Below are 23,792 nucleotides of genomic sequence, written 5' to 3'. Positions count from 1 at the left end.
GTCGCGCCCTTTAGGCCGGGCAGCGCGTTTCGGTCTGGCTGGCGTCCAGCTTGATCTCGGACACCGAGACGGTCATCGCACCGCTGGTCGCCATGTGGAACGGAACCTCGACGCGCGACAGGTCCCCGCCGTCAGTGCGGAAACAGGTCAGGGGAATGCGGGCTTCGCGCCACTGCCCGACGGGGGCAGAGCGCAACAGGCCGGTCAGGTCCACCGCTCCGCCGCCCAGTTTGAACGCCACCGGAGCGGACGGCGCGACGTCAACACGATAGCGGAAGCCCAGGGCGACGGCGCCGTTGGCTTGGCGCGTCAGATCGACGGCCGTGCCCCAGATCTCAACGCTGGCCGGCCCGGTTCCCGCAAAGGCGAACTGCTGGCCGCTTTCCTGGGCCAGGTCGTCTACCGGGCGTGAGGCGACGCCGGCGCGCGGGCTGGTCGCCGTCTTCGCCGTGCCGGGTCGGGTCTGACCTCCTGCGTCGTTCAGCAACAAGCTCCAGGGCGAGACGAACCGGCCGTCGACGAAATAGCGATCCAGATTGGTCGCCTGGGCCGAGACCCCGCTCTCCTCCGACAGCATTCCGACTCGCGCCGGCGCGGCGTAGGTCAGGCCGTAGCCATAGGCGAACTGCGGATCATAGCCGGGCTGGCCGTGGTTCAGCGGCGTTCCCGTCGCATCCTTGGGCCAGCTGAAGGACAGTTTGCCGTGGAAGTCGTGGCGCGGTTTGCCGTCGGCTCGGCCCACCAGGACGTCGGCGATCCCGCCGCCTTCGGTCCCCGGCAGCCAGGCCGCGACGAAGGCGTCCGAGGCGTTGATCTCCGGATTGGTCCACATCGGCCGCCCGGACAGGAAGACCGACACGGTCGGAATCCCCGCCGCCTTCAGCCGCTTCAGCGTCTCCAGCGGCGCGGTCGGGACATAGTCCAGATTGTCCACGTCGCCCTGGAACTCGGCATAGGGGGTCTCGCCGAAGACGACGATCGCCACATCCGGTTTCTGGGTGAAGGACCCGTCCGCGCTCAAGGTTGCGGTCCCGCCGCCGGCCTTCACCGCCTCTTCGATCCCGCTCCAGATCGACTGGCCCTGGGGGAAGTCGGCATTCGTATTGCCCGTCCCCTGCCAGCTCAAGGTCCAGCCGCCCGAGGCCTGGCCGATGTCGTCAGCCGCCGTCCCCGCCACAAGCACCCGCGCATTGGCCCCAACCGGCAGGACGCCGTCATTCTTCAACAGCACCAGCGACTTGCGCACCGCTTCGCGCGCCAGGGCGCGGTGCGCGGGCGAAGCCAGCTCCTCGAACCGGCCTTCCATCGGCCGCGTCGGTTCGAACAGGCCGGTCTTGACCTTGGCCACCAGAATGCGACGCACCGCCTCGTCCACCCGCGCCATAGGGATCTCGCCCGACCGGGCCTGGGCCAGGGTCGAGGCGTACAGCGGCTTCCAGCTGTCGGGCGCCATCAGCATGTCGATGCCTGCGTTGACCGCCAGGGCGCAGCTCTCATTGGTGCAGCCCGGCAGTTGGCCGTGCGCGTTCCAGTCGGAGACGACGAATCCCTTGAACCCCAGCGGCCCGCGCAGGACATCGGTCAGCAGGGTCGGATTGCCTGAGTGCTTGTAACCGTTCCAGCCCGAGAAACTGGCCATGATCGACAGCACGCCCGCGTCGATGGCCTGGACGTATCCGCCCAGGTGGACGTCGATCAGCTCCTGCTCCGTGCCCCGGAAATCGCCCTGATCCTCGCCCTCGAAGGTGCCCCCGTCGGCCAGGAAATGTTTGGCCGATCCGGCGATATGGCCGGGCGCCAGCGGCCGCCCCGGCTGCAGCTCGCCCTGAAGGCCCAGGGTCATCGGCCCGGCGTAGGACCGCTGAACCTCCGGATCCTCGGCATAGCCCTCATAGGACCGGCCCCAACGATCGTCGCGCGGCACGGCCAGGGTTGGGCCGAAGGTCCACTCCGCCCCCGTCACCGCCACCTCCAGGGCCGTCGCCTCGCCGATGCGCCGGATCAGGTCCGGATCGCGCGCGGCGCCCAGGCCGATGTTGTGGGGAAAGATGGTCGCGCCGGGGACGTTGTTGTGCCCGTGCACGGCGTCGATGCCGTAGATCAGCGGGATCACCGTCCCGCCCCGGCTCTCGTTGGCGGCGCGGAAGGCGCGGGCCAGGTCCAGCCATTTCTGCGGAGGCGCCTTGTCGTCGCCCCAGGGACCGGAGCTGCCGCCAGCCAGGATCGAGCCCAGCGGATAGGTCTTCAGATCGTCGGGGGTGATTGAGGAGATGTCGGCCTGGATCAGCTGGCCCACCTTCTCCTCCAGCGTCATCCTGGCCATCAGTTCGGAGACGAATGCCTCGGTGCGGGCGTCGCTGATGGCCGCCGGGGTCGCGGCATGGGGCCAGCGCTCGGGATGGGCTCGCGACGCTTCGGGAACCGTCGCCGTCTGGGCCAGGGCCGGCGCGCCCCCGCTCACGGCCAGGGCCAGCACCATCAGGGACACAGTCGCGCGCATCGGATTTCCTCTCGGGATGAACCAGGAGGACGTGCGTCTGACGGATCGGAAAACAGGCGGATGGGCGCGACGGAACGGCGACGTCCCGACCCTTGCCCCTCAGCGCGTCTGCTCCCGAGCGATCGATCCGCCGCCCTTCGCCGCGATTAGGGCCGGGCCGGCGCAGCCCGTCAAGCCATTTTTGAGAACGTTCTCACAACCGCCCTGCGCGCGATGTCGCAGGGCGGTCGGCGCGCGCGACTTAGGCCGGCAGGTCTTCGGCCAGGATGGCCATTTCGAACATGAAGGAGCCTTCCTCGTCCTCGTCCTCAAAGACGACGCCGATGAACTCGTCTCCGACATAGACTTCGGCCGAGTCATTCTGCTTGGGACGGGCCTTCACGATGATGCCGCCGGTGTTGAAGGTGCGCTTGAGGTGGGCCTCGATGCGCTTCAGGTCAGTGTCTTTCACGGGGGCCTCATGGTCTTGGGTTGGCCGCGGACCCTAGAGACATCGGGGCTTCAGGGGAACCGGCGACGCGCATTTTCCCCAATCCGCCGCAGGTCCATCACATCCGGCCCTCGCCTTTCGCTCCGCACGTGCGCGAGCGCCGGCCCTTTCGACGAGATGTCCAAAGATTCACGTGACCATCCCGAGTTTCCGCCAATATTGATCAGAGGCTGAATTCCAGGAATACCAGTATGAACCGACGGCTGGTTCTAACGTCCGTCCTCGCAAGCCTCGCCCTGGGCGACGCGGCTATTGCTCAGGCGTCCGGCCCCATAGGCGCCGCAGACGTGGTCGGCGAATGGTCGCTGTTGGTCACGCCCGCTCCCGACAGCGAAAACAGGATCACATTCAAGGGCAAGGATGGAAACGAACGGCTGAACTTTCCACTCAGGATCACAGCCCAGCCCAGAGGCCGTCTCGCCTGCGTGCTGGACGGCGAATCCGCAGAGTGTCGGATTCGAAACGGGGACCTGATCGTCGTTTATTCCGGCGGCGGCGTAAGGCTGATCTATACGCTGACGGACCGAGCGCGTGACGGCTTCAGAGGCTCGGCAGCGATGCGGGTGCGCCTCTTGCCGGTCGGCGGCCGCATCGGCGATGTCCGAATGGTTCGCCGCTGACGGCAGGGATCAGGAGCGCGGAAGGTCCGCTCGGCTCCTCCTCAGATCACGAAGTCGTACACCACCTCAGCCAGCGTATGGTCCATGGTCCGGGCCGGCTCGGCGCCGGTGGGGCAGTTGACCAGGCGGGCGGGCACGCCCGCCACGGTGCAGCCGGACGGCACGTCCTTCAGCACCACCGAGCCGGAGGCCACCTTGGCGTAGTCGCCGATATGGATATTGCCCAGCACCTTGGCCCCGGCGCCCAGCAGCACCCCCTTGCCGATCTTGGGGTGGCGATCGCCGCGCTCGGCGCCGGTGCCGCCCAGGGTCACGCTGTGCAGCATGGAGACGTCGTCGCCGACCACCGCCGTCTCGCCGATGACGATGCCGGTGCCGTGGTCCAGGAACAGTCCCTGACCCAGCCGCGCGGCCGGATGGATGTCCAGCTGGAACAGTTCGGAAATCCGGCTCTGGAAGTGGAAGGCTAGGGTCTCACGGCCCTGGCCCCACAGCCAATGGGCCACGCGCCAGCCCTGCAAGGCCTGAAAACCTTTGAAATAGAGGAAGGGCTGCAACAGATTGCGGATGGCCGGATCGCGTTCGGCCACGGCGCGCAGATCGGCCTCGGCCGCCGCGACCATGGCCGGATCAGCGGCGAAGGCCGACAAGCAGACCTCGCGCACCGACATGGCGCTCATTTCCGGATCGGCCAGTTTACGCGCGATCTGGAAGCTGAGGGCGCCGGCCAGATCATCGTGCGACAGGATGACGGCGTTCATCTGCGAACCCAGCTGGGGCTCCTCGCGCGAGGCGGCCTCGGCGGAGGCGCGCAGCTGGCGCCACACGCTGTCAGTTTCCGCGACGACTTCAAGCTTGGGCATGCCGGACTCCTTCGGCGACATCATACCCGCCCCAGCATGGCCTTAGCCAGCGCCGGAGGCAGGGCTCCATTCAAGCCCATATGATAGGCCTTATACGCCGTCGCCACCGTCAGGCTGTCCCGCACCGTCCCGCGCCCGACTTCGTCGAGCAGATCCAGGAACGGCACGCGCACGACGGCGATCACCTCGGTCGGGTCCGGCGCCACCGGCACAGGCCTCAGGCCCCAGGCGATCCAGGTATGCGCCATCTCGGTCGTGACAGAGTTCGACAGCTCCATCGTCAGGGCCGGCGTCCAGTGGGCGGCCTCCAGCCCCGCCTCCTCGGCCAGCTCCCGCCGGACGCCGTCGAACGGATCCTCGTCGAGGGACGCCCCGCCCTCGGGCATCTCCCAGGAATAGTTGGCGAAGGCGAACCTCTGCTGCCCGACCAGAACCACCGTGCCGTCGTCATGCACCGGCAGCACCCCGGTCGCGACATTCTTGGGCCGCATCACCGCATAGTCCGCCAGCTGGCCCGTCGGGGCGATCACCCGGTGCCGCGTCAACCGCATCCACGGATTTTCGAACACCGTCTCCTCGGTCTTGCTGCGCCAGGCCGGCGGCTTGGCCAGGCCGGCGGCCCATTTCGGTTCGTCGAAATCGCTCATACCTCAGCTATGGCGGACGGCGGGGGGAAAGCCTAGCTAGACCGCATGACCCCTTCGCCTCTCTTTCCGTTGAACGCCCCCCTGCCCGCCCCGGTCCCGTCGCAGGAGTTGCGCGATCGGCTGGCCTCACGCCGCTCCGCCCCGGCCCAGGCCCTGACCAGCCCCGGCCCGACCGAGGCCGAACTGGATCAGATCCTGACCCTGGGCGCCCGCACGCCCGATCACGGCAAGCTGTTTCCCTGGCGGTTCGTGGTCCTGGGGCCGCAGAGCCGCGGGGAAATCGCCGAAAAACTGTCCGGCCTTGCGCAGACCCAGGGCCGTCCCGCCAAGGAGCAGGCGGTCCTGGCCAAGCTGACCGCCGCCCCCGTCACCGTCCTGGTCATCTCGGCACCCGTGCCCGACGCCAAGCCGCTCTGGGAGCAGCAGATGTCGGCCGGCGCGGTCTGTATGAATCTGGAGCATGCGGCCGGCGCCTTCGGCTATGCTTCCAGCTGGATCACGGACTGGTACAGCTATGACGCCCAGGCCACAGCCCTGTTCGGCCTGACCGACGGCGAGGCGGTCGCCGGCTTCATCCATATCGGAACCCTGAACGAACCGGCCCTGGAACGCCCCCGCCCCGACATGGCGGCCAAGGTCACCCGCCTGCCCTAGATCTGGACAGGCCTTGTCGTTAATCTTTTCCCTCTAAGCGTCAGACCCTTAGCTGTAGCGAGTGGTCCGATGTCCTGTGTGGGTTGCAAAGATGGGGCGGGGTTCGACCTGCCCATCACCATGGCTTTCCAGCCCATCGTCAACGTCTCAACACAGACAGTCTTCGCCTACGAGGCGCTTGTGCGGGGCAAGGACGGCGCCGGCGCCGGTCAGGTGCTGGCTCAGATAGCTGACCACAACCGCTACGCCTTCGATCAGGTCTGTCGCACCACCGCGATCGAACTGGCGGCCGGGCTCGACATGGCGGCGACGGGCGCCAACCTGTCGATCAATTTTCTGCCCAATGCGGTCTATGAGCCGCGCGCCTGCATCCGCGCCACCCTGGCGGCGGCGATGCGAACAGGCTTCCCCGTGAACAAGATCATCTTTGAGTTCACCGAGAGCGAGGCGATGGACGCCGACCACATCCTGAACATCCTGCGCTCCTATCGCGCCATGGGGTTCAAGACGGCCATCGACGACTTCGGCGCCGGTTACGCGGGCCTGGGTCTGCTGACCCTGTTCCAGCCGGACATCGTCAAGCTGGACATGGCCCTGATCCGCGACATCGACACCGATCCGGTTAAGCGCACCATCGTGCGCAACACCCTGAACATGCTGCGCGATCTGGGCGTTGAACCGGTCTGCGAAGGTATAGAGACCCCGGCCGAACAGGACGTCCTGCGCGACTTGGGCGTCGATCTGATGCAGGGCTATCTGTTGGCAAGACCGGCGCTTGAGGCCCTGGGGCTGGTCGCCTGGCCCCGCGCCGCGTCACTGGCCCGCACCGCCTGACGGTTCTTTCTCCGGCCGGTGCACCAGAGACACCAGCACCACCGAGATGATCATCAGCAGGAACCAGGCCCCGAGCTTGTGCAGGGACACCGGCTCCCAGCCCCCGTCCTGCCCCGGATAGGTCCAGGCCCGCGCGAAGGTGCCCAGGTTCTCGGCGAACCAGATGAACAGGGCCACCAGCCCATAGCCCAGCAGCAGCGGCATCGACCGCCGACGCCGGTCCGCCGTGAAATAGAACCAGCCCCGCCCAAACAGCAGGGCCGTCGCCAGAAACAGAACGATCCGCACGTCCGGCAGCCAGTGATGGGCGAAGAAATTCACATAGACGGCTGCCGCCAACACCCAGGTCGTCCACAGCGGCGGATAGCCGCGCACCCGGATATGGAATATCCGCTGCACCCGCGCGATATAGCTGCCCACCGCCGCATACATGAAGCCCGAGAACAGGGGCACGGCGCCGATGCGCAGCAGACTGTCCTCCGGATAGACCCACGACCCGTGCGCCGTCTTGAACAGCTCCATGATCGTCCCCGCCACATGGAACAGGAAGATCACCCGCGCCTCCTCCCAGCTCTCCAGCCGGAAGGCCAGCATAGCCGCCTGGATCATCACCGCCCCGACCGCCAGAAAATCATACCGCGAGATCGGCGACTGATCCGGCCACCACAGGAAGGTGCCGACGATCAGCCCCAGCATCAGCCCCCCGAACAGACACGCCCACCCCTGTTTCAGCCCGAACCAAAGGAACTCGTAGGCGTAGCGACGCGGACGAGACCGGTCGGCCCAGGTCTGGGCGCGCGTGAGGAGACGGCGCCCCCAGGCTTCCAGAGGCAAGGAGGAACTTCGCGACATGCCCAAGGCTTAGCCCAAGCCGGCGGACTTGCCATCCGCTGTCGATCAACTTAAGCCTCGGCCCGCGATGCGACGCCCTGGGCCCTCCCTGTCAGCCGGTCTGAAGCTGGTTTTGCAGCTGGTGCTGGCGCTTGTCGCCTTTGCGCCGGCGGCGTCGGCCCACGCCTGCGCCGAAGCGAACTGCGCGGCAGTCGCTGTCGTCGGCGAAGCCGTTTCGGATCAGGACCAGGGCTGCATCGATTGCGGGCCTGCCTGCGCCAACGGCTGCTGCCACGCGCCTCACCCCGCATATAGATCAGACCCGATCCTGATCCAGACGCTGGCTCACACAGCCGCGCGTCACGCCTGGCGTCAGTCGCCGGAACCTACGCCGGTCGATACCGCCGGCCCCGACCGCCCCCCGCGCGTCTGATCCCGCCAGGGCCGCACAGGCCCACTTCGCCTCGTCCGCGTCGTTCCGCTGCTGGGTGGAGCGCGCCTATCGTCGTCAGGGCCGGCCCGTGCGCCGGCCGAGGATCAGATCATGACCATCGCCTATCATCTCCTGGCCGGAGTCGCCTTCGCGACTCTGCTGCCCGCCGCCGCCGCCCTCGCCCAAGACCAGAGCCAGACCTCGCCATACCCGCCCCAAACACCGCCCGCCGAAGAAGTCGCGGAGCTGGAGGAGATCTTCGTCGTCTCGACCCGCTCCCGCCGCCGCGTTCAGGACGAGCCCGTCCGGATCGAGGTGCTGAACGAAGAGGAGATCGCCGAAAAGCTCATCATGCGTCCAGGCAACATCTCGATGATCCTGGCCGAAACCGGCGGGGTGCGCGTCCAGGTCACCTCCCCCGGACTGGGATCCGCCAACGTCCGCGTTCAAGGCATGAGGGGTCGCTACACTCAGTTGCTGGCCGATGGCCTGCCCCTTTACGGCGGCCAATCCTCGTCCCTGGGCCTGCTGCAGATCCCGCCCAGCGATCTGGGGCAGGTCGAGGTGATCAAGGGCGCCGCCTCGGCTCTATACGGCGGACAGGCTTTGGGCGGCGTGGTCAATCTGATCTCCCGCCGACCGGGCGAAACCCGCGAAGGCGAGTTGATCCTGAACGCCACTTCGCGCGACGGTCAGGACGTCTCGGCCTACGCCGCTGCTCCCCTGTCTTCAGACTGGAGCGGCTCCGTCCTGGCGACCTACAATCATCAGGCGATCCAGGACCTGGACGACGACGGCTGGATCGACATGGCCGGCTACACGCGCTGGTCGGCCCGGCCGCGGCTGTTTTGGAACGGCGACGACGGCGCGACCCTGTTCCTGACGGCAGGCGGCATGACCGAGCGGCGGCGGGGCGGCACGCGCGACGGCGCCCTGGCCCCCGACGGTCAGCCCTTCCGACTGGATCAGGAGACTGACCGCCTGGACGCCGGCGCCGTCTATGAACGGCCTCTGGGCGACAGCGCCTGGCTCCAGGCCCGCGCGTCCGCCGTCGAACAGAGCCACCGCCACCGGTACGGCGATCTGATCGAAGAAGACCGCCACCAGACCTTCCTGGTGGAGTCCTCCGTCTCGGCCGAGGCTATGGGCGCCGACTGGATGGGCGGCCTGGTATGGCAGGCGGATGACTACGCCTCGGACGCCTTCCCGGCCTTCGACTATCGCTACACGGCCCCGGCCGTTTTCGCCCAGGTCGAACGCGACTGGACCGAGGATCTGACGGTTTCGGCCAGCGCCCGCTATGACGACCACAGCCGCTACGGCGGTCAGTTCAGCCCGCGATTGTCCCTGCTTTGGCGACCGGGTCCGTGGACCGTGCGGGGTTCGTGGGGACGCGGCTTTTTCGCCCCTACGCCCTTCGTGGAGGAGACCGAGGCTGCGGGCCTGTCGCGGCTGGAGCCCATCGCCAATCTGGAGGTGGAAACGGCCTCGACCGCCTCGCTGGACCTGGGCTGGGCCAGAGGATCTTGGGAGACCAGCCTGACGCTGTTCGGGTCGGACATAGACGACGCAGTGCGGCTTCAGCCTGTCTCCGCCGACCGAGCGCGGCTGATCAACGTGGACGGCGTCACCCGCACCCGTGGGGTCGAGCTGCTGGGCCGCTGGCGCCGGGCGCCTTTCGTGCTCACCGCCAACTACATGTATCTGGACGCCGACGAGCCGGAGGAAGCAGGATCTGCGCGGCGCGACACGCCGATGACGCCGCGTCATTCGGCCGGCTTCGTGGCCATGTGGGAGGAACACGATCGCGGCCGCCTGGGCTTCGAGGCCTATTACACAGGCGCCCAGCCGTTGGACGACGATCCCTACCGCGATCGCAGCGCCCCCTACTGGGAGCTGGGGCTGTTGGGCGAGGTGGTTCTGGGTCGCTACCGGCTTTTCCTGAACCTGGAAAACCTGCTGGACGAACGCCAGACCCAGAGCGATCCGTTGCTCAGACCGGCCCGGACGGCGGACGGTCGCTGGACCACCGACGCCTGGGCCCCGTTGGAAGGCTTTGTCGCCAACGTCGGGGTCCGTATCCGCTTCGGCGGTTGATCCAGACGTCGCGGGCGGGGTGCGATCTCACCCCCGCCCGCGATACGTCGGCACGCCCTGATCCGGCAGCCACAGCCCCTCGGGCGCCGGGCCCGTCTGCCAGAAGACGTCGATCGGTATCCCCCCGCGCGGATACCAATACCCCCCGATCCTCAGCCATTTCGGCTCCAGCAGATCCGCCAGCCGCCGGCCGATGGCGACGGTGCAGTCCTCGTGGAAGGCGCCGTGGTTGCGGAAACTGGTCAGGTACAGTTTCAGGCTCTTGGACTCGACCAGCCAGTCGCCCGGCGCATAGTCGATGACGATATGGGCGAAGTCCGGCTGGCCCGTCACCGGGCACAGGCTGGTGAACTCGGGCGCTGTGAACCGGGCCAGATACAGCGTATCCGCATGCGGGTTCGGCACCCGTTCCAGCACGGCCGTCTCGGGACTGGTCGGGGCGGCGGTCTGGGCGCCCAGCTGGCTGAGGTTGTCGGTGTAGTGGGTCATGGCGCGCCTCAGATCAGGCCGGCCAGGGGCGACGACGGGTCGGCGTACATCCGCTTGGGCATCCGCCCCGCCAGATAGGCGTCGCGACCGGCGATCACGGCGTGCTTCATCGCGCGCGCCATGCGGATCGGATCCTTGGCCCCGGCAATGGCGGTGTTCATCAAGACGGCGTCGCAGCCCAGCTCCATCGCCCGGGTGGCGTCCGAGGCCGTGCCCACTCCGGCGTCCACCAGAACCGGCACCTTGGCCTGTTCGACGATCAGCCGGACATTGACCTCGTTCTGGATGCCGAGCCCAGAGCCGATCGGGGCGGCGGCCGGCATGATGGCGGCGGCGCCGGCGTCTTCCAGCCGCTTGGCCATGACCACGTCGTCGGTGCAATAGACCATGACGTCGAACCCGTCCTTGATCAGCATGTCCAGGGCCCGCAGGGTCTCGACCATGTCGGGATAGAGGTGGGCGGTGTTGGACAGGACCTCCAGCTTGACCAGACTCCACCCCCCCGCCTCGCGCGCCAGGCGCAGGGTGCGCACCGCGTCCTCGCCGGTGAAACAGCCGGCGGTGTTGGGCAGGAAGGTGAAACGGTCGGGCTTCACATAGTCGACCAGCATCGGCTGGTTCGGATCGGTCAGATTCACCCGGCGCACGGCCACGGTCACGATCTCGGCCCCCGCCGCCTCGGCGGCGGCGGCGTTCTGGGCGTAATCGGCGTATTTGCCGGTGCCCACGATCAGGCGTGAGGTAAAGGTGCGGCCGGCGACGGACCAGGTTTCGGGGGCTGTATCGGTCATGGAGGTGACCTAGTCCTGTCGCGTCAAATGCGAAAGGGCCGATAGATCACGCCGCGTTGCGAGACCGGGTCAGATGAACTAAACTAAGTGGACTAAGTTCACCGGGGCGACGCATGGAAACGGTCAACGTCCACGAGGCCAAGACCCACCTGTCCCGCCTGCTGGACCGGGCGGCCAAGGGTGAAACCATCACCATCGCCAAGGCAGGCAAGCCGATCGCCAAACTGGTCCCGCTGAACGAGGCGCCGAAAAGGGTCGTCCAACGCATCGGCTTCATGGAGGGCGAAGGCGTCATCCCGGACGACATCAAGACGCCGTTCAAGGACGAGATCGAAGAGATGTTCTACGGCAAGCCGTGAACATCCTGCTGGACACCCATCTGCTGGTCTGGACGGCGACACGACCCGAGCGTCTGTCGGCCAGGGCCCGCAGCTTTCTGGAAGATTCGCGCAACCTCCTGTTCTTCAGCGCCGTCAGCATCTGGGAGATTGGGATAAAGCGCCGGCTGGAGCGGCTCGACTTCCAGCTGGACCCGGAGCGGCTGCGAAATCAGCTTCTGGCCAACGGCTACAACGAGATCGATTTCACCAGCCTGCACGGCCTCGCCGTCCAGGCCCTGCCGCTGCTGCACCGCGACCCTTTCGACCGCGCCCTGATCGCACAGGCCCGCTGCGAAGACCTGGTCCTCATGACCGCCGACCGCGACATCACCCTTTATCAGGAAGCCATATTGGCCGTCTGATCACCCGCCGCCGACGAACTGGACCAGTTCGATCCGGTCCCCCTCGGCCAGGGCGGTGACGGCGTGCAGCGACCGGGGCACGATCTCCAGATTACGCTCGACCGCCACCTTGCGGGGGTCCAGCGCCAGTTCCTCGACCAGCTCCGTCACCGTCGTCGCATAGACCTCGCGTGGATCGCCGTTGACTTGAATACGCAAACCGTCTGCCTCGATGCCCGTGTGTCGGCGTGTCATAGCGCGTTTCGGCGCGGAGGGCATGAGGCGCCGCCGCATTCACATGGCCTACCCCTATTCGTCGCCTACCCCTATTCGTCGTCCTCGGGCTTGACCCGAGGACGACGGCGGTGGGTGATGGGGAGACGGAAGGCTAGCGCCCACCAAACCCATCCGTTCTCCCCCTTTTCCCCGCCTTCTCGCCCCTCCGACGGGAAATCCGTTGACGCCCGCGCGGATGACGTTAGGTCAAGCCGTTTCCACGCTGCGCTTTGACCCGCGCCGCGCCTGAGCTACAAGGCCGGCCCTGAACCGTCAGAGGTCGCCCGATTCCGGAGCCTCGTTTCGAGAACCGATGTCCGACACGTCCGTCATCCATGTGCTGAACGGCCCTAACCTGAACCTTCTCGGGGTGCGGGAGCCGGAGATCTATGGCCGCGACACCCTGGCGGACATCGAACAGCGCTGCGTGACGGCGGCGGGCGAGGCGCAGATCGTGTTCCGCCAGACCAACCATGAAGGCGTGCTGGTGGACTGGATCCAGGAGGCGCGTGAGAAGGCGCAGGCCCTGATCCTCAACCCAGCGGCCTATGGCCACACCTCGGTCGCCCTGCACGACGCGCTGAAGACCCTGACCATACCGGTCATTGAGCTTCATCTGTCCAATCCGGCGGCGCGCGAGGCGTTCCGCCATCACTCCTATGTGTCGTCCGCGGCGACCGGCGTCATCGCCGGCTTCGGCGCGGCAGGCTATGAACTGGCCGTGCAGGCGGCCCTGACCCAGATCCGGGAACGCGCCTGAGGGCCGACCCGTTCGCAATCCAAGACGAAAGACAAAGGCGCAATCCAATGGCCGATGACAAGAAACACGCCGAGATCGACGCGTCCCTGGTTCGCCAGCTGGCCGAGATCCTGAACGAGACCGACCTGACCGAGGTCGAGGTCGAGCGCGGCGAGCTGCGCATCCGCGTGGCGCGCGAAGTCACCGTCAACGCCGCTCCGGTGCAGTACGCCGCAGCCCCGGCTCCGGCCGCTGCGCCTGCGGCCGCCGTCGCCGCGCCGGCCGCTATGCCGTCCGACCCCGCCACCATCGTCGCCCGCGCCGGCGAAGAGGTGAAGTCGCCGATGGTCGGCACCGCCTATCTGCAACCCTCGCCGGAGGCCGCGCCATTCGTCCAGCCGGGCGACAAGGTGAAGAAGGGTCAGACCCTGCTGATCGTCGAAGCCATGAAGACCATGAACCCGATCCAGGCGCCGCGCGACGGCGTGGTGGCTGAGATTCTGGTCGGCGACGCCCAGCCGGTCGAGTACGGCGAAGCCCTCGTCCTGCTGGAAGCCTAAGGCGCCCTGATGTTCACCAAAGTCCTGATCGCCAATCGCGGCGAGATCGCGCTTCGCATTCATCGGGCGTGCAAGGAGATGGGCATCTCCACCGTCGCCGTGCACTCCGAAGCCGACCGCGGCGCCATGTGGGTGCGGCTGGCCGATGAGAGCGTCTGCATCGGTCCCGCCTCGGCGGCCAAATCCTATCTGAACATCCCGTCGATCATCGCGGCGGCCGAGATCACCGGGGCCCAGGCGATCCACCCCGGCTACGGCTTTCTGTCGGAGAACGCGCGGTTCGCCGAGATCGTCGGCGCCCACGGCCTGACCTTCATCGGCCCCAAGCCCGAGCATATCCGGGTGATGGGCGACAAGATCACCGCCAAGCAGACCGTCAAGGATGCGGGCATTCCCGTCGTCCCCGGTTCGGACGGCGAGGTGGAAACGGTCGAAGCCGCCATCGAGGCGTCCAAATCGATCGGCTTCCCCCTGATCGTCAAGGCGGCGGCCGGCGGCGGCGGACGCGGCATGAAGGTGGCCCTGACGCCTGACGATCTGGTCGAGGCGGTTCAGACCGCCCAATCCGAGGCCAAGGCGGCCTTCGGCAACGGCGCCGTCTATATGGAGCGCTACCTCCAGAAGCCACGCCACATCGAGATTCAGGTCATCGCCGACAGCCACGGCAATGTCGTCCACCTGGGCGAACGCGACTGCTCGCTGCAGCGCCGTCACCAAAAGGTGCTGGAAGAGGCCCCCTCGCCCGCACTCTCTGCTGAAGGCAGAAAGAAGATCGGCGAGACGGTCAACAAGGCCATCGCCGCCATCGGCTATCTGGGCGTCGGCACGATCGAATTTCTGTGGGAGGACGGCGAGTTCTTCTTCATCGAGATGAACACCCGCCTGCAAGTCGAGCATCCGGTGACGGAAATGATCACAGGCGTCGATCTGGTGCGCGAACAGGTCCGCATCGCCGCCGGCCTGCCGCTCTCCTTCACCCAGGAGGACATCAAGTTCCAGGGCCACGCCATCGAGGTGCGGATCAACGCCGAAAATCCGGAGACCTTCACGCCCTCGCCGGGCAAGGTCACCGACTTCCACGCGCCGGGCGGCCTGGGCGTGCGGCTGGATAGCGCCATCTACGCCGGCTATTCGATCCCGCCCTATTACGACAGCCTGATCGGCAAGCTGATCGTCCACGGCCGCGACCGCGAGGAGGCCATCGCCCGCCTGAAGCGGTCGCTGAATGAGGTCGTGGTCGGCGGCGTGGACACCACCATCCCCCTGTTCCAGCGCCTGTTGGCCGAGCCCGACATCCTGTCCGGCGACTATGACATCCACTGGCTGGAGAAGTGGGCCGCCCGTCAGAAGGGCGACGCCTGACCGACCCCGACTACAGCGCCAGCGGGCCGTTCGGCGGCTTCGGCCCCGAGGACCTGCTGGCCTGTTACGCGCGGGGCGTGTTTCCCATGGCCGAGTCGCGCGACGATCCGCGCGTCTTCATCATCGAGCCCGAGCAGCGCGGCGTCATCCCGCTGGATGGCTTCCATATCCCCACCCGCCTGCGCCGAACCGTCCGGGGCGAGCCTTTCGAGGTACGGGTGGATACGGCCTTCGAAGCTGTGCTGGACGGCTGTGCTGCGGCGCAAGGGCCCGAGCGTCAGGACACCTGGATCAACGCCCCGATCCGCCGCCTGTACGCCGCCCTGTTCGCCCAAGGCCATGTCCATTCGATCGAATGCTGGAAGGACGAAAGGCTGGTGGGGGGCCTGTACGGCGTCTCCCTGGGCGGCGCCTTCTTCGGCGAAAGCATGTTCAGCCGCGAGCGGGACGCCTCAAAAGTCGCCCTGGTCCATCTGGTCGCACGGTTGAGAAAGGGTGGCTGGAGCCTGCTGGACGCCCAGTTCCTGACCGAACACCTCAGCCAGTTCGGGGCGGTCGAGACGCCCCAGGCGGCCTATCTGCGTCGCCTGAAGCCGGCGCTCAGGACTGTCGTTGACGAGACCGCCCTGTGGGGCCCGATGAGCGGCGCCGAGGCCGTCGCGCTGGGGACCGCGGGCGGCTGATTTCCGGCTGTCCGGACACGCTATTCCGGCGTCCGGACAGGTTCGCCCTGGCGACGGCGTAAGGGATGCGGCCTCTTCAGGCGCATGACCCAAGCCGCTTCAAACACCCCGCCCCTCCCCGCACGCGCCCTCTGGCGTGACGCGTTTGAGATTGCTGTGACAGTGATCGTCGCCCTCGTGCTGGCCACGGCCTTTCGCACCATCGCCTATCAGCCCTTCACCATTCCGAGCGCCTCGATGGAGCCGGGACTGGTGGTCGGCGACTACATCGTCGTCTCCAAATTCGCCTATGGCTGGAGCAGGGCCTCCCTGCCCGCAGGCCGTCCAGAGGGCGAGGGTCGGCTGGGTCAGCGTCAGCCCCGGCGGGGCGACGTCGTCGTCTTCCGCCTGCCGCGCGATCCGGGTCAGGTCTGGATCAAACGGGTGATCGGCCTGCCGGGCGATACGGTTCAGGTGCGGGGCGGAACCGTCTTCGTCAATGACCGGCCGATCCCCCAGACCCGGCTGGGCATCACCCAAGACCATGACGATCCGGGCCGCACGGTGCGGCTGGTGGCCGAGACCCTGCCCAACGGCAAACATTATGTCACCTATGACGGCGGTCCCGACCTGCCCGGCGACGACACCGAAATCTATCAGGTGCCGGCCGGCCGCTATTTGATGATGGGCGACAATCGCGACAACTCGCTGGACGGGCGCTGGCCCGCCTCGGTCGGGGTCGGTCTGTTGCCCGCCCAGAACATCATAGGGAGAGCGGAGTTCATCGCCTGGTCCTGGAAGCTGGGCGCGGCCCTGGTCAAGCCCTGGACCTGGACCCAGTTGCGCGGAGGCCGGTTCTTCGTCCCGATCCGCTAGAGCCTGATCCGTTGAGAAGGAACCGCTTCGCGGTTCCGCTGAAACGGTGAATCAGGCTCCAGATTAAAGCGAGAGCCTGATCCGTTGAGGAGGAACCGCGAAGCGGTTCCGTCCGAAACGATCATGCTCTAGCGGGCGCGGAACTCTTCGAAGCTGAGACGGCCGTCATGGTCGCGGTCCAGGCGATCAAAGGCGGTTCGGGTCGGCGTCACGCTCTCAGCCAGGGACGGCGCGGCGACGGCCCCCAGGGCCAGGGCGGCCAGAACCGCCGCCAGGAGCAGGCGGCCGTCGAACCGGCGCGGACGCCCGGCCAGTTCGGCGTCGATAAAACGGCGAAGCACGTCGCTGGCGGTGCGGCCCTCGGCGCGGCAGCGCGCCATGAAGGCCGTCTTGGTCTCGTGCGGCAGACGGATTTCGACGGTTTCCGTCTTCTTCAGCGGCCGAGGCGCCATGTCGCCGCCCGCCCCGCTCAGTTCTTACAGCCTACGACCCAGGCGTCGTAGTTCGGGTGCTGAAGCCCGCTGACGGCCGGAGACGAGGCGAACATCCAACCGCGGAAGATCTGGCGCGGCTCGGCCGAGGCGGCGCCTCGGCTCTGAATTGCGACCTGAAGATAGGCGATGGCGTCTTCGGTCAGCTCGTCGGGCGTGGAGACTTCGCAGGCGCGGGCGGTGAAGATCAGATTCTTGTTGAACCGGACCGGCCGACCGCCGACCTCGACCTCGAACTTCATCGTCTCGGCCGTGGTCTTGTCCAGGGCCTGGATGACGGCGAACTTGCGCCGCTGACGGCGAGCCGGAGTCTCGGGCTGTTCGATCGGCTTTTCGGCCACCGGGGCTTCCGCCTCGACCTCTTCCTCGGCTTTTTCGGCCACGGCCGCGTCCTCGGCGATCTGAACCGACGGTGGAGGAGAGACGGCGATCGGGGCGCGAGGCGCGGGCGTGCCAGCGGGGGCCGTCTCGGTCGGGACGGCCGGCGTCGCCGGCGTGTTTCGCAGGATTTCGCCGATCGGATCCTGTTGAACCGGACGCGCGTCGCGGGGCGCATCCTGAAGGACGCTGGCGGTGACCGCCCCGGCGCTAAGCGCCAGCACGAGGGTCGCCCCAGCCGTCAGCAGCCGATTCTGTCTCACTCGGGCGTCCAGGCCTGATAATCGCCCGTGGCGGCCGGGCGCTTGGCCTCTGCGGCCAGCGAGCCCTGCGGACGCCAAGCCATGGGCGTGCCCGTCAGATTGGGCAGATGGTCCTTCTCCCACGGGCGACGCAACAGGGGCGCCTCGGTCGGCGGCAGGTCAAAGGTGTAACGCAGCCAGCCGTGCCAGTCCGGCGACACCTTGGTGGCGTCGGCATAGCCTTCATAGACGACCCAGCGACGCTTGCGGCCGTCATAGCTGGAGCGGTCCTTAGCTTCGTAATATTTGTTGCCGAACTCATCGGTCCCGACGAAGCGGCCGCGCTTGGCGATCGTAAACAGGGTGCCGATCGTGGCCCCATTCCACCAGGCGAAAATTTTGTTCAGCACGTCGTCAAACCCACGCGAAAAGACGCCGCGGGCGAAACCCCGACGGTCGGGCGCGATCATAGAAACCCCAGCCCCGTTCGTCCAGCATTCAGGCGCCGGGACGGCGGCCGGCCGCTTTCGATCCTTTCCGCGCGACGCGAGGGGAAAGGATCAAACCTAAACCTGTGAATCTGTTTAGAACCGAACTGCCCTCGGGGGTGTTCTAAGCGTCGCCCTTCGGCGGATCACTTGAGGATGCGAGATTTGGACAAGGACAGGCGGAACGCCAACGACGGTCAGGTGGAGGCCCTGGACGCCGAGCGAATCGCCGATGAGGTCGCTGGAATCGACCGCGGGACCGATCCCTTCGTCGCCGCCGTGCGGGCGACCCGCATGCCGATGATTGTGACAAACCCTCGTCTGCCGGATAATCCGGTCGTCTTCGCCAATGACGCCTTCTGCCGGTTGACCGGCTATGAGCGGTCCGAAATTCTCGGTCGAAACTGCCGGTTCCTGCAAGGGCCGGAGACCGAGCCGGAGACGGTCAAGCGCATCCACAGGGCTGTGAAAGACGCCGCGCCGATCGAGATCGACATCCGCAACTATCGCAAGGACGGGTCCGCCTTCTGGAACCGCCTGTTGCTGGCGCCGGTCTATGACGGCTACGGCGACCTGGCCTATTTCTTCGCCAGTCAGTTGGACGTCACACGCGACCGGGAAAAGGTCGAGGGGCTGAAATCCCGCAACGCCGCCCTGTCGGCGGAGCTGACGAACCGCCTGACCCTTGCGCAGGAACGCGAGCGCGAACTTGAGCTGGCGATGGCCGCCGGCGGGCTGGGCGCCTGGAGCGTGGATGTCGCCAGCCGATCCTTGGCGGCCTCGGAGGCCTACAAGGCCCTGCTGGGATGGCCGAGCGATCGGCCGATGACCTATGAGGATCGTCAGTCGCTGATCCACCCTGAGGATCGCGACGCCGTTCGCGCCCAGAGCGACGCCACGATTAACGACGGCGCGGACTACGACATCACCCACCGCATCGTCACGCCCCAGGGCGAAACCCGCTGGATGAAGGCGCGCGGCGTGCTGATCAGCGATGCGGACGGCGCGCCGCTTCGTATCGCGGGCGTGACCCAGGACATCACCCGCGAAGTGCGGTCCCAGAAGATGCGGACCGCCCTGGTGGAGCTGTCGGACGCCCTGCGCGATCTGGACGACCCCGCCGACATCTCCTACGCAGCGGCCCAGGTTCTGGGCCGCACCCTGGAGGTCAGCCGCGCCGGTTACGGCCTGGTCGATCGACAGGCCGAGACGATCACCATCGACCGCGACTGGAACGCGCCTGGAATAAAGACGCTGGCCGGCGTGCTGCACTTCCGCGACTACGGCTCCTACATCGAGGAGCTGAAGCGCGGCGAGACCGCCGTGATCGCCGACGCACGGCTGGACCCCCGCACGTCCCAGACGGCCCAGGCGCTGGAGGCCATCAGTGCGCGCGCCTTCGTCAACATGCCCTTGACCGAACAGGGCGGTCTGGTGGCCCTGCTCTATCTGAACCACGCCACGACCCGTGCATGGCCTGAAGACGAAATGGCCTTCATCCGCGACGTGGCCGAGCGGACTCGCGCCGCGACGGAACGCCGACGGGTCGAGCGCAACCTCGCGGACCTGGCGGCTTCTCTGGAACGTCAAGTCGAAGAGCGGACCGCCGCCTTGATGAAGAGCGAGGAGGCTCTGCGCCAATCCCAGAAGATGGAGGCGGTCGGACAGCTCACCGGCGGCATCGCCCATGACTTCAACAATCTGCTGACGGGCATAACCGGAAGCCTGGATCTGTTGGCCAAGCGGCTGGCCGAAGGGCGGATCAATGAGGCGGATCGCTTCATCACCGCCGCCCAGGGCGCCGCGCGCCGCGCCTCGTCCCTGACTCACCGCCTGCTGGCCTTCTCGCGTCGCCAGACCCTGGCCCCTCGCCCCACCGATCTGGCCCGGCTGGCGAGGGGGATGGAGGAGCTGATCCAGCGCACCATGGGGCCGGGCATCACCGTCGAAGCCGTGCACGGGGGCGGTCTGTGGCCCGTGCTGGTGGATCCGGGTCAGTTGGAAAACGCCTTGCTGAACCTGTGCATCAACGCCCGAGACGCCATGCCCGAGGGCGGCAAACTGACCATCGAAAGCGGCAATCGCTGGCTGGATGAGCGGGTGGCGGCGGAATGCGAACTGCCGCCGGGCCAATATGTGTCGCTGTGCGTGTCCGACACGGGCGAAGGCATGACGCCGGACGTCGTGGCCAAGGCCTTCGAACCCTTCTTCACCACCAAGCCGATCGGCCAGGGCACGGGGCTGGGCCTGTCGATGATCTATGGATTCGCCCGCCAGTCAGGCGGACAGGTCCGAATCTATTCGGAACCGGGCCAAGGGACGATGGTCTGCCTGTACCTGCCCCGCCACCTGGGCGCGGCCGAAGCGCCCGAGCCGACGCCGAGCGCCGCCGACACGCCCCAGGCGACGGCGGGCCAGACGATCCTGATCGTGGACGACGAACCGACGGTGCGGATGCTGGCCTCTGAAGTCCTGGGCCAACTGGGTTACGCCACCCTGGAAGCCGAGGACGGGAAGGCCGGGCTCGCGACCCTGAATACCGACCGGCCCATCGACCTTCTGATCACCGACGTCGGTCTGCCCGGTGGGATGAACGGCCGCCAGGTGGCCGACGCCGCGCGCGCGGTCCGACCCGATCTGAAGGTGTTGTTCGTCACCGGCTATGCCGAGAACGCCGTCCTCAGCCACGGCCACCTCGACCCGGGAATGCACATACTGACCAAGCCCTTCGCCATGGACGAACTGGCCCGGCGGGTTAAGGCCATCCTCACCGCCGACTGAGACCCGATCCGCCGAAACATCGGAACGGCTCAGATTATTTTGAGAATGCGATTGACTCGCATTACTGGCCCTTTTACGGCGCTCCGCACGAACTCAGCGAGCGGGGGATGCCATGTCGCGACTTCACCTTCTGGCCTCTACGGCCATCGCCGTTCTGGCTCTGAGCCCGCTTGGGGCCAGGGCGCAAACGGTCGATCAGACGACGACGCTGGATGAGATCGTCGTCACCGGCGAAAAGACGGATCGCTCGTTGCAGGACACCCCGACCAGCGTCGGCGTCGTCACCGCGCGCCGGATCAACCAAGAAGCCATCCAGTCGCTGGCCGAAATCTTCCAGCGCACCGCCAACATGTCCGAGACCTACGGCCACAACGGCTTCACTATTCGGGGCATCAACAACAACGGCGTGTCGGGCGGCGGCGACTCTTCCCTGGCGACCATCTATGTCGATGGCGCGCCCCTGCCCGCCGCCATCACGTTCAACGGTCCGACCGACGTCTGGGACATGCGTCAGGTGGAGGTCTTCCGCGGACCGCAATCGACGCTGCAAGGTCTGAACGCCCTGGCCGGCGCCGTGGTGATGCGGACCGTGGACCCGACCTTCGACTGGGACCTTCGCACCCGCGCCACCATCGCCTCGCCTGACGAAACCACATTGGCGGTCGCCGGAGGCGGGCCTCTTATCGCGGACGAGCTGGCGTTCCGCCTGTCGGCTGAAAAGCGGGACGGTGACGGCTTCACGCACAATGTGACCCTGGACCAGCCTGAAGACCCGGTCGACAGTCTGACGGTGCGGGGACGGCTGCTGTGGACGCCCAAGGCTCTGCCGGGATTCGAGGCGCGCCTGGGCTACACCCGGTTCGAAAGCGACGGCGGCTACCTGTTCGTCTACACCAACACCAATGCGCCGGACTTCTACGAGAACCGGCAGGCTTTCTCGGACACGGCCAACCTGAGCCATGTCGAGGCCGATCTGGCGACCCTTGAGCTAACCCAAAGGCTGTCCGACCGGCTGTCGATCTCGGCCGTGACCTCCTGGAGCGATGTGGCCCAGCGTGTTCAGTACGACGGCGACGGGACGGCCCAGGCCGTCAGCTACGGCAAGAACGGCGACGACTTCGAGACCCTGACCCAGGAGTTGCGCTTCAACTATCAAGGCGACCGTCTGCACGGCCTGATCGGCGCCTTCTATTATGATCGCGATCAGAGGCGCATTTCGGCCAGCCGCACCGACGTGCCGACGCCGGTCAACACCATTGCGGGCCTCCTGAGCGCCGGCGGCTTCCCGACCTCCGCCGCAGCCGCCATCGCCGCCCAATACGCCGCCGTCCTGCCCGTCATTCCCGTGGACTATACGGGCGATTTTCCGGCCCAGGTCACGACCTACGCCCTGTTCGGCGACGGCGAGTGGAACCTGACCGACCGCCTGTCGATCGTGGGCGGCTTCCGCTGGGATCATGAGGAAAACACCACCCAGGTCACGCAATCAGCCCGGTTCGCCGGCGTCTATCCCGATCCGGCGGCCTTCGGCGCGGCGGGTTCGCCCCTGTATCTGGCTGTGACCGGAATCAATGCCGGGGTGGCCGCCATGGTGGCCCAAGCGGGATCGGCCACGCCCCCCGCCACGCGAGAATTCGAGGCCTTTCTGCCCAAGCTGGGCGTACTCTACGACCTGACGCCGGACGTGACCGCAGGTTTCGTCGTCCAGCGCGGCTATCGTTCCGGCGGATCCAGCAGCAATACGGCCCGATCCCAGCTGTTCGCCTATGATCCCGAATACACCTGGAACTATGAGGCTTCCCTGCGCTCCGCCTGGCTGGACGGCGCCCTGACCGTCAACGCCAACGCCTACTATGTCGATTGGACTGACCAGCAGGTCAATGTGAACTTCGGCATCAACCTGTACGACAGCCACACGGTCAACGCCGGTCGGTCGCATCTGTACGGCTTCGAGATCGAGACGGCGCACCGGCTTTCGTCCACCTTCGACTGGTACGCCTCCGCCGGTTACACCCGCACCCAGTTCGACGAGTTCACGACCACGGTGAACGGCCAGACCAGCGATCTGACCGGCTCGGAGTTTTCGTTCGCCCCCCGTTGGACCCTGGCCCTGGGCGGCAACTACCGCTGGGGCGACGGCTTCGTCGCCAATCTGAACGCCAACTATCGATCCGAGGTGTTCACCAGCACCGGATTCAGCCAGGGCGACAGCCGCGTCAGCGGCCGCACCCTGGTCAATGGAAAGATCGGCTATGAGACCGGCCCCTGGGGCGCCTATGTCTACGCCAAAAACCTCTTCGACGAACACTATATGAGCTACGACCGCGCCCAGACGAACCAGGCCGTTCTGGGCGATCCGCGGGTCGTCGGCCTGATGCTTCAGGCGCGCTGGTGAGCCCCGAGGCGACCACCCTCCTCGCGTCGATCCCCCTGATCGCCGGCGGGGTCGGCGGGGCGCGGCTGCTGCGCCGCGCCTGGGGGGATCGCTCGGCGCGCCGCCCGTTGTGGATCGTCGGCGGCTGGGCGCTGCTGGCGACACTTACCTTCGCATACGCCTTCTGGCTGGGGCCGGCGCGCGGTCCCTTCATCGCCGTGACGCTGATCTCGGTCTGCGTCCTTCTGGTGGTGGCCTGGGGCATGGAGCGGCGCACCGCGCGCGGACGGGCCGAACGCAGCCTGGCGCCCGAACCGTCCAACCGAGGCGCCAAGGCCTGGCGCGGCTGGCTTCGGGCTCTTCTGGCCGGACCGATCGGCATGATCGCCGCCATGGGCACCGCCATCGCCTTCGTCGCCTTCTGTCCGGGCGCGGCCGAGACCCGGCTGGTGCTGGGCGGGCTGCTGGCGCCCCTGCTGTGGGGCGCCGCCATGGCCTGGACCCTGGCCGACGACAAGATCCTGCGCGCCACCGCCGTCCTGGTCGGCGTCAGCCTGGCGACCTTCGCCGCCGCCATGCTCAAGGGGTTCTGA

26 protein-coding genes are annotated in these 23,792 nt (G+C 67.1%); 14 read left to right on the top strand and 12 right to left on the bottom strand.

The window, feature by feature from the left end:
* Window positions 1-10: 10 nt before the first annotated feature.
* Together ACZ5M6_RS08670 and ACZ5M6_RS08665 are read right to left on the bottom strand one after the other, a co-directional pair.
* Entirely contained in the window at window positions 11-2,500 is a 2,490-nt protein-coding gene (locus ACZ5M6_RS08670; protein ID WP_464158173.1) for a glycoside hydrolase family 3 protein, read from the bottom strand.
* Window positions 2,501-2,741: 241 nt separating this feature from the next.
* Window positions 2,742-2,951, bottom strand: coding sequence for a DUF3126 family protein (locus ACZ5M6_RS08665; protein WP_182713675.1), 210 nt, complete (start codon window positions 2,949-2,951; stop codon window positions 2,742-2,744).
* 230 nt (window positions 2,952-3,181) lie between these two features.
* Between ACZ5M6_RS08665 and ACZ5M6_RS08660 the strand changes: the two genes are divergently transcribed.
* On the top strand, window positions 3,182-3,610 hold the full coding sequence (locus tag ACZ5M6_RS08660; RefSeq protein WP_152949876.1) for a hypothetical protein: 429 nt from the start codon (window positions 3,182-3,184) through the stop codon (window positions 3,608-3,610).
* Window positions 3,611-3,651: 41 nt separating this feature from the next.
* On the opposite strand, the gene cysE is transcribed toward ACZ5M6_RS08660, so the two are convergent.
* Window positions 3,652-4,473 carry a serine O-acetyltransferase gene (gene cysE, locus ACZ5M6_RS08655; RefSeq protein WP_201462448.1) on the bottom strand — a complete coding sequence of 274 codons (822 nt, stop codon included), beginning with the start codon at window positions 4,471-4,473 and terminating at the stop codon, window positions 3,652-3,654.
* A 20-nt stretch (window positions 4,474-4,493) separates the two neighbouring features.
* Window positions 4,494-5,120, bottom strand: a complete 627-nt coding sequence (locus tag ACZ5M6_RS08650) for an NUDIX domain-containing protein (RefSeq protein WP_152949875.1) — start codon at window positions 5,118-5,120, stop codon at window positions 4,494-4,496.
* 45 nt (window positions 5,121-5,165) lie between these two features.
* Between ACZ5M6_RS08650 and ACZ5M6_RS08645 the strand changes: the two genes are divergently transcribed.
* Both ACZ5M6_RS08645 and ACZ5M6_RS08640 read left to right on the top strand, forming a co-directional pair.
* The gene (locus tag ACZ5M6_RS08645; RefSeq protein WP_054765374.1) at window positions 5,166-5,774 is read left to right on the top strand and encodes a nitroreductase family protein; all 609 of its coding nucleotides are present in this window, start codon (window positions 5,166-5,168) and stop codon (window positions 5,772-5,774) included.
* 69 nt (window positions 5,775-5,843) lie between these two features.
* The gene (locus ACZ5M6_RS08640; RefSeq protein WP_152949874.1) at window positions 5,844-6,608 is read left to right on the top strand and encodes an EAL domain-containing protein; all 765 of its coding nucleotides are present in this window, start codon (window positions 5,844-5,846) and stop codon (window positions 6,606-6,608) included.
* Here the strand turns inward: ACZ5M6_RS08640 and ACZ5M6_RS08635 are convergent.
* Together ACZ5M6_RS08635 and ACZ5M6_RS08630 are read right to left on the bottom strand one after the other, a co-directional pair.
* Window positions 6,588-7,460: a DUF817 domain-containing protein gene (locus tag ACZ5M6_RS08635; RefSeq protein WP_464158169.1), complete on the bottom strand. Its 873-nt coding sequence runs from the start codon at window positions 7,458-7,460 to the stop codon at window positions 6,588-6,590. The genes ACZ5M6_RS08640 and ACZ5M6_RS08635 overlap by 21 nt on opposite strands.
* Window positions 7,461-7,551: 91 nt before the next feature.
* A complete protein-coding gene (locus ACZ5M6_RS08630; protein WP_152949872.1) occupies window positions 7,552-7,734 on the bottom strand; it encodes a hypothetical protein in 183 nt (60 codons plus the stop codon).
* A gap of 249 nt (window positions 7,735-7,983) precedes the next feature.
* Here ACZ5M6_RS08630 and ACZ5M6_RS08625 point away from each other — a divergent pair, with 249 nt between their 5' ends.
* Window positions 7,984-9,969: a TonB-dependent receptor plug domain-containing protein gene (locus ACZ5M6_RS08625; RefSeq protein ID WP_191558038.1), complete on the top strand. Its 1,986-nt coding sequence runs from the start codon at window positions 7,984-7,986 to the stop codon at window positions 9,967-9,969.
* A gap of 27 nt (window positions 9,970-9,996) precedes the next feature.
* Here the strand turns inward: ACZ5M6_RS08625 and queF are convergent, their stop codons facing one another.
* Both queF and ACZ5M6_RS08615 read right to left on the bottom strand, forming a co-directional pair.
* The gene (gene queF, locus ACZ5M6_RS08620; protein ID WP_054765370.1) at window positions 9,997-10,458 is read right to left on the bottom strand and encodes a preQ(1) synthase; all 462 of its coding nucleotides are present in this window, start codon (window positions 10,456-10,458) and stop codon (window positions 9,997-9,999) included.
* Window positions 10,459-10,466: 8 nt separating this feature from the next.
* Window positions 10,467-11,249, bottom strand: coding sequence for a HisA/HisF-related TIM barrel protein (locus ACZ5M6_RS08615; protein WP_054765369.1), 783 nt, complete (start codon window positions 11,247-11,249; stop codon window positions 10,467-10,469).
* Between the two features lie 113 nt (window positions 11,250-11,362).
* Here ACZ5M6_RS08615 and ACZ5M6_RS08610 point away from each other — a divergent pair, with 113 nt between their 5' ends.
* Both ACZ5M6_RS08610 and ACZ5M6_RS08605 read left to right on the top strand, forming a co-directional pair.
* A complete protein-coding gene (locus ACZ5M6_RS08610) occupies window positions 11,363-11,608 on the top strand; it encodes a type II toxin-antitoxin system Phd/YefM family antitoxin (RefSeq protein WP_191555456.1) in 246 nt (81 codons plus the stop codon).
* Entirely contained in the window at window positions 11,605-11,991 is a 387-nt protein-coding gene (locus ACZ5M6_RS08605) for a type II toxin-antitoxin system VapC family toxin (RefSeq protein WP_191555455.1), read from the top strand. The genes ACZ5M6_RS08610 and ACZ5M6_RS08605 overlap by 4 nt, the downstream gene beginning before the upstream one ends.
* Here ACZ5M6_RS08605 and thiS read toward each other — a convergent pair whose 3' ends face one another.
* Window positions 11,992-12,189, bottom strand: a complete 198-nt coding sequence (gene thiS / locus ACZ5M6_RS08600; protein ID WP_054766899.1) for a sulfur carrier protein ThiS — start codon at window positions 12,187-12,189, stop codon at window positions 11,992-11,994. It lies immediately after the preceding gene.
* A gap of 370 nt (window positions 12,190-12,559) precedes the next feature.
* Between thiS and aroQ the strand changes: the two genes are divergently transcribed.
* The 5 genes from aroQ (at window position 12,560) to lepB (ending at window position 16,445) form a co-directional block, all read left to right on the top strand.
* Window positions 12,560-13,006, top strand: coding sequence for a type II 3-dehydroquinate dehydratase (aroQ, locus tag ACZ5M6_RS08595; RefSeq protein WP_054765366.1), 447 nt, complete (start codon window positions 12,560-12,562; stop codon window positions 13,004-13,006).
* Between the two features lie 47 nt (window positions 13,007-13,053).
* On the top strand, window positions 13,054-13,545 hold the full coding sequence (gene accB / locus ACZ5M6_RS08590; RefSeq protein WP_054765365.1) for an acetyl-CoA carboxylase biotin carboxyl carrier protein: 492 nt from the start codon (window positions 13,054-13,056) through the stop codon (window positions 13,543-13,545).
* Between the two features lie 9 nt (window positions 13,546-13,554).
* Complete coding sequence (gene accC, locus ACZ5M6_RS08585; protein WP_054765364.1) at window positions 13,555-14,907, top strand: acetyl-CoA carboxylase biotin carboxylase subunit; 1,353 nt, start codon at window positions 13,555-13,557, stop codon at window positions 14,905-14,907.
* The gene (aat, locus tag ACZ5M6_RS08580) at window positions 14,904-15,590 is read left to right on the top strand and encodes a leucyl/phenylalanyl-tRNA--protein transferase (protein ID WP_464160115.1); all 687 of its coding nucleotides are present in this window, start codon (window positions 14,904-14,906) and stop codon (window positions 15,588-15,590) included. Before accC ends, aat begins: the two co-directional genes overlap by 4 nt.
* 84 nt (window positions 15,591-15,674) lie before the next feature.
* Window positions 15,675-16,445 carry a signal peptidase I gene (lepB, locus tag ACZ5M6_RS08575; protein WP_464158165.1) on the top strand — a complete coding sequence of 257 codons (771 nt, stop codon included), beginning with the start codon at window positions 15,675-15,677 and terminating at the stop codon, window positions 16,443-16,445.
* A 128-nt stretch (window positions 16,446-16,573) separates the two neighbouring features.
* Here the strand turns inward: lepB and ACZ5M6_RS08570 are convergent, their stop codons facing one another.
* The 3 genes from ACZ5M6_RS08570 to ACZ5M6_RS08560 are packed head-to-tail and all read right to left on the bottom strand — an operon-like array spanning window position 16,574 to window position 17,966.
* Window positions 16,574-16,897, bottom strand: a complete 324-nt coding sequence (locus ACZ5M6_RS08570) for an EF-hand domain-containing protein (RefSeq protein WP_333896082.1) — start codon at window positions 16,895-16,897, stop codon at window positions 16,574-16,576.
* Between the two features lie 17 nt (window positions 16,898-16,914).
* The gene (locus ACZ5M6_RS08565; RefSeq protein ID WP_464158163.1) at window positions 16,915-17,577 is read right to left on the bottom strand and encodes a DUF2155 domain-containing protein; all 663 of its coding nucleotides are present in this window, start codon (window positions 17,575-17,577) and stop codon (window positions 16,915-16,917) included.
* On the bottom strand, window positions 17,574-17,966 hold the full coding sequence (locus ACZ5M6_RS08560) for an NADH:ubiquinone oxidoreductase subunit NDUFA12 (protein WP_464160114.1): 393 nt from the start codon (window positions 17,964-17,966) through the stop codon (window positions 17,574-17,576). The genes ACZ5M6_RS08565 and ACZ5M6_RS08560 overlap by 4 nt, the downstream gene beginning before the upstream one ends.
* Window positions 17,967-18,209: 243 nt before the next feature.
* Between ACZ5M6_RS08560 and ACZ5M6_RS08555 the strand changes: the two genes are divergently transcribed.
* The 3 genes from ACZ5M6_RS08555 to ACZ5M6_RS08545 all read left to right on the top strand — a co-directional run bounded on the left by ACZ5M6_RS08555 (window position 18,210) and on the right by ACZ5M6_RS08545 (window position 23,792).
* Window positions 18,210-20,825 carry a PAS domain-containing protein gene (locus ACZ5M6_RS08555; RefSeq protein WP_395941989.1) on the top strand — a complete coding sequence of 872 codons (2,616 nt, stop codon included), beginning with the start codon at window positions 18,210-18,212 and terminating at the stop codon, window positions 20,823-20,825.
* 112 nt (window positions 20,826-20,937) lie between these two features.
* Window positions 20,938-23,220: a TonB-dependent receptor gene (locus ACZ5M6_RS08550; RefSeq protein WP_464158161.1), complete on the top strand. Its 2,283-nt coding sequence runs from the start codon at window positions 20,938-20,940 to the stop codon at window positions 23,218-23,220.
* On the top strand, window positions 23,217-23,792 hold the full coding sequence (locus tag ACZ5M6_RS08545; RefSeq protein ID WP_182713685.1) for a hypothetical protein: 576 nt from the start codon (window positions 23,217-23,219) through the stop codon (window positions 23,790-23,792). Before ACZ5M6_RS08550 ends, ACZ5M6_RS08545 begins: the two co-directional genes overlap by 4 nt.

The sequence above is a fragment of the Brevundimonas sp. Br13 genome (genome assembly GCF_055391505.1).
This window is presented reverse-complemented; position numbering and strand designations above follow the sequence as displayed.

Coding starts and splice junctions, on each gene's coding strand:
- ACZ5M6_RS08670 (WP_464158173.1), bottom strand. CDS start 2,500: ATGCGCGCGACTGTGTCCCTGATGGTGCTGGCCCTGGCCGTGAGCGGG.
- ACZ5M6_RS08660 (WP_152949876.1), top strand. CDS start 3,182: ATGAACCGACGGCTGGTTCTAACGTCCGTCCTCGCAAGCCTCGCCCTG.
- cysE (WP_201462448.1), bottom strand. CDS start 4,473: ATGCCCAAGCTTGAAGTCGTCGCGGAAACTGACAGCGTGTGGCGCCAG.
- ACZ5M6_RS08650 (WP_152949875.1), bottom strand. CDS start 5,120: ATGAGCGATTTCGACGAACCGAAATGGGCCGCCGGCCTGGCCAAGCCG.
- ACZ5M6_RS08645 (WP_054765374.1), top strand. CDS start 5,166: ATGACCCCTTCGCCTCTCTTTCCGTTGAACGCCCCCCTGCCCGCCCCG.
- ACZ5M6_RS08640 (WP_152949874.1), top strand. CDS start 5,844: ATGTCCTGTGTGGGTTGCAAAGATGGGGCGGGGTTCGACCTGCCCATC.
- ACZ5M6_RS08635 (WP_464158169.1), bottom strand. CDS start 7,460: ATGTCGCGAAGTTCCTCCTTGCCTCTGGAAGCCTGGGGGCGCCGTCTC.
- ACZ5M6_RS08625 (WP_191558038.1), top strand. CDS start 7,984: ATGACCATCGCCTATCATCTCCTGGCCGGAGTCGCCTTCGCGACTCTG.
- queF (WP_054765370.1), bottom strand. CDS start 10,458: ATGACCCACTACACCGACAACCTCAGCCAGCTGGGCGCCCAGACCGCC.
- ACZ5M6_RS08615 (WP_054765369.1), bottom strand. CDS start 11,249: ATGACCGATACAGCCCCCGAAACCTGGTCCGTCGCCGGCCGCACCTTT.
- ACZ5M6_RS08610 (WP_191555456.1), top strand. CDS start 11,363: ATGGAAACGGTCAACGTCCACGAGGCCAAGACCCACCTGTCCCGCCTG.
- aroQ (WP_054765366.1), top strand. CDS start 12,560: ATGTCCGACACGTCCGTCATCCATGTGCTGAACGGCCCTAACCTGAAC.
- accB (WP_054765365.1), top strand. CDS start 13,054: ATGGCCGATGACAAGAAACACGCCGAGATCGACGCGTCCCTGGTTCGC.
- accC (WP_054765364.1), top strand. CDS start 13,555: ATGTTCACCAAAGTCCTGATCGCCAATCGCGGCGAGATCGCGCTTCGC.
- lepB (WP_464158165.1), top strand. CDS start 15,675: ATGACCCAAGCCGCTTCAAACACCCCGCCCCTCCCCGCACGCGCCCTC.
- ACZ5M6_RS08570 (WP_333896082.1), bottom strand. CDS start 16,897: ATGGCGCCTCGGCCGCTGAAGAAGACGGAAACCGTCGAAATCCGTCTG.
- ACZ5M6_RS08550 (WP_464158161.1), top strand. CDS start 20,938: ATGTCGCGACTTCACCTTCTGGCCTCTACGGCCATCGCCGTTCTGGCT.